Origin of the sequence: Bradyrhizobium sp. MOS003 (assembly GCF_003020125.1) — a bacterium.
GTDB lineage: Bacteria > Pseudomonadota > Alphaproteobacteria > Rhizobiales > Xanthobacteraceae > Bradyrhizobium.
In genome coordinates this window covers 2,146,936-2,153,973 of record NZ_PYFW01000001.1, presented here as the reverse complement: position 1 = coordinate 2,153,973, position 7,038 = coordinate 2,146,936, and the positions used below count along the sequence as shown (strand labels likewise).

General features: G+C 64.1%; 6 protein-coding genes. 5 read left to right on the top strand and 1 reads right to left on the bottom strand.

Features of this window, described 5'->3' with window-relative positions; all coding sequences use genetic code 11:
• Positions 1–405: 405 nt before the first annotated feature.
• The gene (locus C7G42_RS10355; protein WP_106948929.1) at positions 406–660 is read right to left on the bottom strand and encodes a hypothetical protein; all 255 of its coding nucleotides are present in this window, start codon (positions 658–660) and stop codon (positions 406–408) included.
• A gap of 221 nt (positions 661–881) precedes the next feature.
• Here C7G42_RS10355 and C7G42_RS10350 point away from each other — a divergent pair, with 221 nt between their 5' ends.
• The 5 genes from C7G42_RS10350 (at position 882) to C7G42_RS10330 (ending at position 7,030) form a co-directional block, all read left to right on the top strand.
• Entirely contained in the window at positions 882–2,135 is a 1,254-nt protein-coding gene (locus tag C7G42_RS10350) for an SMP-30/gluconolactonase/LRE family protein (RefSeq protein WP_199580765.1), read from the top strand.
• Between the two features lie 259 nt (positions 2,136–2,394).
• The gene (locus tag C7G42_RS10345; RefSeq protein ID WP_106948791.1) at positions 2,395–3,639 is read left to right on the top strand and encodes an ABC transporter substrate-binding protein; all 1,245 of its coding nucleotides are present in this window, start codon (positions 2,395–2,397) and stop codon (positions 3,637–3,639) included.
• Positions 3,640–3,745: 106 nt separating this feature from the next.
• The gene (locus C7G42_RS10340; RefSeq protein ID WP_106948790.1) at positions 3,746–4,621 is read left to right on the top strand and encodes a branched-chain amino acid ABC transporter permease; all 876 of its coding nucleotides are present in this window, start codon (positions 3,746–3,748) and stop codon (positions 4,619–4,621) included.
• Position 4,622: 1 nt separating this feature from the next.
• Entirely contained in the window at positions 4,623–5,549 is a 927-nt protein-coding gene (locus C7G42_RS10335; protein ID WP_106948789.1) for a branched-chain amino acid ABC transporter permease, read from the top strand.
• Positions 5,549–7,030 (top strand): ATP-binding cassette domain-containing protein, encoded by a 1,482-nt coding sequence (locus C7G42_RS10330; protein WP_199580763.1) that lies wholly within the window; start codon positions 5,549–5,551, stop codon positions 7,028–7,030. Before C7G42_RS10335 ends, C7G42_RS10330 begins: the two co-directional genes overlap by 1 nt.
• The last annotated feature ends 8 nt before the right edge of the window (positions 7,031–7,038 follow it).

The window sequence follows — 7,038 nt, the reverse complement described above, 5'->3', positions numbered from 1 at the left end:
ACGGAGCCGGAAACTTACGAGCGAGACGAAGCCTGACAGCGCCGTCGTCCGCACGAAGCCTCGGGCTCACAGGGACTACCCGCCCTGCCCGCACCTCTCGTGCCGACGCTGCCGCGTCCATCGCAAGCCCGGCTCGCGAACAAGACGACTTCAAGTCGCCCCTCTTGGGTGAGCCGGGATGGACGACACATACGCCGAAACCGAATTTCGGTAAAGTGGAATATTTTCGCGCGTGTGGATTGACAGAGGGCGACACAGGCGCGGTGCCGTAGCCCGGGTGAGCGAAGCGATACCCGGGATCGGTGCGGTGGGCACGCAGGCCCCGGATATCGCTTCCGCCGTCGCTCTTCGAGCTATGGCGGACAAGTCGCTCCATCCGGGCTACGAGAACCTCCAAGCTTCGCGCTACCCCGCGCGGCGGGCGCGGGCCCGGCTTTCCCAGCGGGTCAGCATCTGGCCTAGCTCGCCGGTGACCGCGGGGATCGCGCTCGCGATCTCGTTGGTGTTCGCCGGCGCGTTGGCGGAGAGCCAATCCGGCTCGCTATATTCGCGCCAGCGTCGGGCTTCCGCGCGTCGTTTGCTGGAGATGTGATCACGCGTAAAATAGCCGGCCGCGAACGCGATCCCAAGCAACACGATCAATACGATGACGCCAGCCACATTCAACTCCGTGCATCTGCCCGGCCGGTTCTTGCGTGGCAATCCGCGCGAAATCATGGCTTAGACACGGCTTTTTCTCCGGCGCATTCGAATATGACGACATTGCGGCTCACAACCGCACGGAAGATTTCTATTCCTCTCGCAACCGGCGGCGGACCGGATTAACCTCCGCTTCCGCTCGGCCGGATCAACCGGTCAGCGAACATCATTGGGAGGACGCGATGACACGCCAGGAGAGGGGTGAGCCAGCGGCTCGTGACCACGCGCAGCGTGAGCAGGATGCTGCGCTTTCACGACGTACACTTGTCCGGGGGCTTGCGCTCGGCGCCGTCGCCACCGTGACGGGGGCTGGCCCTGCGCTGGCCCAGACCGGACCCGCCGCACCGCCGACCACCATCACCACCCCGCCGCGTGATTTCGGCCCCCGCGGCGCGCCGACCACTTATTTCTGGGATCCCGACATCATCGCAGTCGATCCCGCCTTCAACGATCTCGCGCAGCCCAACACCGCGATCACGCGTCTCTACACCGGCGTGCTGTGGGCCGAGGGCCCCGCGTGGAGCGCGCAAGGAAGATATCTGTTGTGGAGCGACATTCCCAACAACCGGCAGATGCGCTGGAGCGAGGACGACGGCCGCGTCAGCGTGTTTCGCACGCCTTCCAACAATTCCAACGGCAACTCCTTTGACTTCCAGGGCCGCCAGCTCTCCTGCGAGCATCTGACCCGCCGGGTGACGCGTTACGAACATGACGGCACCGCCACCGTGCTAGCTGACTCCTATCAAGGCAAGAAGCTGAACTCGCCGAACGACGTCGTCGCGCATCCCGACGGCAGCTACTGGTTCACCGATCCGCCCTATGGCGGTCAGCTCTATGAAGGCGAGCCCGATGTGGCGGGCGGACCGAGCAATGCCGGCGGCAAGCTCAATCCGCGGATCGGACAGCCGGCCGGTTTCACACCGGGCAAGCGCAAGCTGCCGACCAATTGCTATCGCATCGACCCGTCGGGCCGCATCGATCTCGTCGTGACCGAGGAGCAGGTACCGGACCCGAACGGCCTGTGCTTCTCGCCCGACTACAAGAAGCTCTACGTCGCCTCGACCGGCAAGGGACCGGGCGACACCGGCGCGGGCGGCAAAGGCGATATCTTCGTGTTCGACGTCGGCGCCGACAACAAGCTGTCCAACGGCAAGAGGTTCAGCGACTGCGTGATCGACGGCGTCAAATGCGGACCCGACGGCTTGCGCTGCGACGTCAATGGCAATGTCTGGGCGTCCAGCAATGCCGGGCGCGCAGTCGGCTACAGCGGCGTGACGGTATGGTCACCGGAAGGCAAGCTGCTCGGCCGCATCCGTCTGCCGGAAGTCTGCGGAAACATCACCTTCGGCGGCCCCAAGCGCAACCGCCTGTTCATGGCCGCGAGCCAGTCGCTCTACGCGGTGTTCACCGCAACGCAAGGCGCGGGCCCGGGTTGAGCGCAAGGCATCATCGAGGGCGTCGGCATCACGACGCCCTCGACATTTCATATCCATCGCATGTCGACCCCTGGTTCCGCGGCGCGGTTTTTCTCGCGCTGAAGATGAAGTGACAAAGACTGCCCGCAATTTGTTCAGGCGCTAGACTTTAGTCCCGCTCTCACGATCATGAACGCGGTTTCACTTGCCGAGAACTCCCTCGCCGCTATAGTTGCGACATAATGGCTCACCAGAGGCCTGTTAAAAGGGAGAGAACAAAATGAATAATGCACTCTCTGTTGCATTGCGAATGACGCTCGGTTTGGCCGCGACAAGTGCGGTGCTGGCGACATCAAGCGCGGCGTTTGCAGCTGATCCGATCCGGATCGGCGTGATCGCGGAGGCCCAGGCGATCGCCGGCGCCTCCATACCCCAGGCGGCGCAGCTCGCCGCCGACGAGATCAACGCGAGCGGCGGCGTCGACGGCCGCAAGATCGAGATCGTCTCCTACGACAATCACTCCTCGTCCGCGGATTCTGTACGTGCGTTTCAACGTGCAGTGAACGAGGACAAGGTCAACGCGGTGATCGCCAGCTACATCAGCGAGGTCGTGCTGGCGCTGGAGCCCTGGGCTTCGCGGCTGAAGACACCGTTCGTCACCCCGGGCGCCGCCTCAAACGAGATCAGCAAGAGCGTCCACGCCGACTACGCCAAGAACAAGTACACCTTCCATGGCTATCTGACCTCGGCCGCGCTGGCGCTGTCCGTGTGCGACGCCGCGAAAGACCTGCTGGTCGAGAAGATGCACATGAAGTCGGCGGTCATCATGAGCGAGGACGCCGCCTGGACCAAGCCGCTCGACGTCGGCTACGAGGAGTGCCTGCCCAAGATCGGGTTGAAGGTCCTCGACCACATCCGGTTCTCGCCCGACACCACCGACTTCACCCCGATCTTCAACAAGATCGAAGGCTCCAAGCCCGACGTGATCATCACCGGCATTTCGCATGTCGGCGTGCAGCCGACGGTACAGTGGAAGAACCAGCAGGTACCGATCCCGATGTTCGGCATCTCCTCGCAGGCGACCAACGAGACGTTCGGCAAGGACACCAACCAGGCTGCCGAAGGCGTGCTCTATCAGGGCGTCTCCGGTCCCGGCGTCGCGGTGACACCGAAATCGGTACCGTTCGCGGAGAATTTCAAGAAGAAGTTCGGCAACTATCCGTCCTATGCAGGCTACACCGCCTACGACGAAGTGTACTACATCGCCGATGCGGTGAAGCGCGCGGGCTCGACTGACGCCGACAAGCTGGTCGATGCGCTCGAAAAGACCGACTGGGAAGGCACCATCGGCCGCGTCCAGTTCTACGGCAAGGACGATCCCTTCACCCACTCGATCAAGTACGGCAAGGGCCTGATCACCGGCCTGATGCTGCAATGGCAGGACGGCAAGCAGAGCGCGGTTTGGCCGAAGGAGGTCGCCAAGGTCGACATCAAGTTCCCGAGCTTCATCAAGCTCAGCAACTAGCCGTCAGGACATGCTCCCGGGGCGGTCTCCCGGGAGCTTCCGCTTGCGGCGCCTCCGCCGCACCATTCCTCATAGCGGCAGCCAGCTGCCACGCGGCCAATCATCAATGCGAGTCTTCCAGATCCTGATCGATGGCTTTGCCATCAGCGCTCTCTATGCGCTCGGCGCCACGGGTTTCACCCTGATTTTCGGCGTCTCCGGCGTGCTCAACCTCTCCCACGGCGCCATCATGGTCGCGGCGGCGGTGGCGGCGTGGGCTGCAGCCAGCGTGCTCAATGTCGGAACCTATGCCGGCGCGCTGATCGGCGTCGGCGTGGCCCTCCTCACTGCGTTCGCCACCTACTTCGCGGTGGTGAAGCCGATCCAGGCCTCACGCCGCATTCCCAATGAGGAGAAGGAGATCTTCGTTCTCACTGGCACCCTGCTCTGGGGGATCATGATCCAGGAGGTGATCGCCTATTTCTTCACGAACAACGCCAAGACCGTGCTGCCGATCGTCGAAGGCGTCGTCGAGATCCTCGGCGTTCGTACCCCGAAGAACGAAATCTTCACGGCGATCGTCTGCTGCCTCGTCATCGCGCTGCTGTGGCTCCTGGTGAACCGCACCCGCACCGGCAAGGCTGTGCTGGCGGCCTCGATGAATCCGCGCGGCGTCACCCTGCTGGGGCTGGAACTCACCAACATCTACATCGTGGTATGGGCGATCTACGGCATCCTCGCCGGCATCGCCGGCGTGCTGCTCGGCATGTTCCTTGGCGTCAGCTCATACAGTGTCGGCCCGCTGACCGCGAGCGCGTTCTCCATCGTCGTGCTCGGCGGCCTTGGCAGCGTCTCCGGTTCGCTGATCGCCGCCTTCGTGGTGGGCTATCTCGAGACGCTGACGGCCTACCTGGTCTCGCCGGCCTATCGCACCATCCCGGCGCTGCTGCTGCTCGTCTTCGTGATGTACATCCGGCCCCAGGGCCTTCTGGGGAGGCGCTGAGATGTCCAATTTCTTCACCTCGCGCCTGTTCTTCATCTCGCTCGTCCTGATCGTCATTGCGTCAACGCTGCCGCTCTACGTCTCCGGCTACGTGCTGGGGCTGTTGACCGTCGCCTTCTATTTCGGCGTGTTCGCAATGGCCTGGGACCTGTTGTTCGGCTTCGCAGGCGAAGTGAATTTCGGGCCGACTTTCCTGATCGGTGTCGGCGCCTACACCGCCGGCATCCTCAATGCCCAGTTCGGCTGGTCGGTCTATCTCTGCATCGTGCTCGGCGCCTCTGCCTCAGTCATCGCCGGCCTCGTGCTGGCGCTGCCGGCGTTGCGCGTGCGCGGGCCCTATTTCGGCCTGACCACGCTGGTCGCCGTGCTGATGCTGCAAAACTTCATCGTCGTGTTCGCCGACCTCACCGGCGGCGAGATCGGGCTCACCATTCCCGATGTCATCAGCATTGATGCCGGCACCAATTACTGGATCGCGCTCGGCTTCATGACGATTTCGGCGGCCATCCTCTATGGCCTGTCGCAATCGCCGATCGGTCTCGTACTGCAGGCGAGCGGCCAGGACCCGGTGCAGGCGGGCGCGCTCGGCTTCAACATCGTCAAGCACAAGCTCGCCGCCTTCGTCGTCTCCGCGTTCTTCTCGGGCCTGTCGGGCGCGCTGCTGGTGTTCTATTTCGGCACCGCCTCGGTCGGCACCGTCGTCGACGTCGCGGTCGGCGTCAACGTGATCGTCTCGGCCGTGCTCGGCGGCCGGCGCACGGTGCTCGGAGCAGCATTGGGGGCGATCTTCCTGATCGTCGCCGGCGAGTTCCTGCGGCCGACCGGCGAGCTCGCAACCTTCATCGTCTCGGCGGTGGCACTCCTCGTCGTGCTGTTCTTCCCCGGCGGCTTCCTCGGGGCGGCCCTCTCGCGCGAGGCGCGTTCGTGATGGATATGAGGCTTTCAAACCGGCCCGTGCTCGAAGTCCGCGGCCTGACCAAGCGCTTCGGCGGCTTGACCGCGGTGAAGAACCTCGGCTTCGAGGTCAACAGCGGCGAGATCTTCGGCCTGATCGGCCCCAACGGCTCGGGCAAATCGACCGCGATGAAGAGCGTGATGGGGATCGAGCGTCCGACCGCGGGCGAGGTGATCTTCGAGGGCGAAAACGTCGCCGGCCTGCCGGCGCACAAGATCGCGCGCAAGGGTTTTGGCATGGTGTTCCAGCACTCCCGGCCGCTGAACCGGCAGACGGTGCTGGAGAACATCCTGGTCGCGTTGCTGCCGGATAGTCTGTTCATGCTGTTTCCTGACAAGGCGCTTGTCGAGCGCGCCAAATGGATCGCCGAACGCGTCGGGCTAGGCGACGTGATGCACCGCCGCCCGCCGACGCTGCCCTTCGCGGACCTGCGCCGGCTCGAGCTTGCGAAAGCGATCGCACGCGATCCCAAGGTCGTGCTGGTGGACGAGCCGTTCGCCGGCCTGACGCGCGCCGAGGTCGACGTCTTCTCCGACCTGATCCGCAGCTTCCGCGACGAGGGCCGCGCGGTGATGCTGGTCGATCACAACGTCAAGAGCGTCGCGGCACTCGTCGACCGCGTGCTCGCGATGTATCTCGGCGAGGAGATCGTCACCGGCAAGGCCGAGGACGTGATGAAGAACGAGACCGTGCGCCGGGTTTATCTCGGCGGCGCGATCGAGACCCATGCGCGGCCCGAGACCAGCTTCAAGGACAAGGTGCCGCTGCTCCAGGTCGAGAATGTGAGCGTGTTCTATGGCAAGGCGCAGGCGCTGGAGAACGTCTCGATCCACGTCCACGAGGGCGAGTTCGTCTCGATCGTAGGCCTCAACGGCGCCGGCAAGACCACGCTGTTCAACACCATCTCCGGCTTCCTGCCCTATAGCGGCGAGATCGTGCGCGGCGGCGAGAAGCTGCGCGGCACCAGCCCGGCCAGGATCGCGCGCAGCGGCCTCGTTCAGTGTCCTGAGTCGCGCGAGCTGTTCGGCGAGATGAGCGTGCGGGAAAACCTCGATCTCGGCGGCCAGCATCTGTCCGATGACCAGCGCGCCACCCAGCTTGCCTGGCTATTCGAGCTGTTCCCGATCCTGAAGGAAAGGCAGGGCCAGATGGCACAGACGCTTTCCGGCGGCGAGCAGCAGATGCTGGCGATCGGTCGCGCGCTGATGATGCAGCCGCAGATCCTGATCCTGGACGAGCCGACGCTGGGCCTTGCGCCCGTCATACTCGAGCAATTGTCCAAGGCGCTGACGAGGCTGCGACAGACCACATCGATCACTGTCCTGCTTGGCGAGCAGAACGTTACATTCGCGCTGCCGCATGCCGACCGCGTCTACGTGCTCGAGCACGCGCGGATCGTCTGGGAGGGCGACCCCGGCCGCTTCGCAAGCGAGGCCGGCGCTGATTTTCTGTAAGTCTTCGA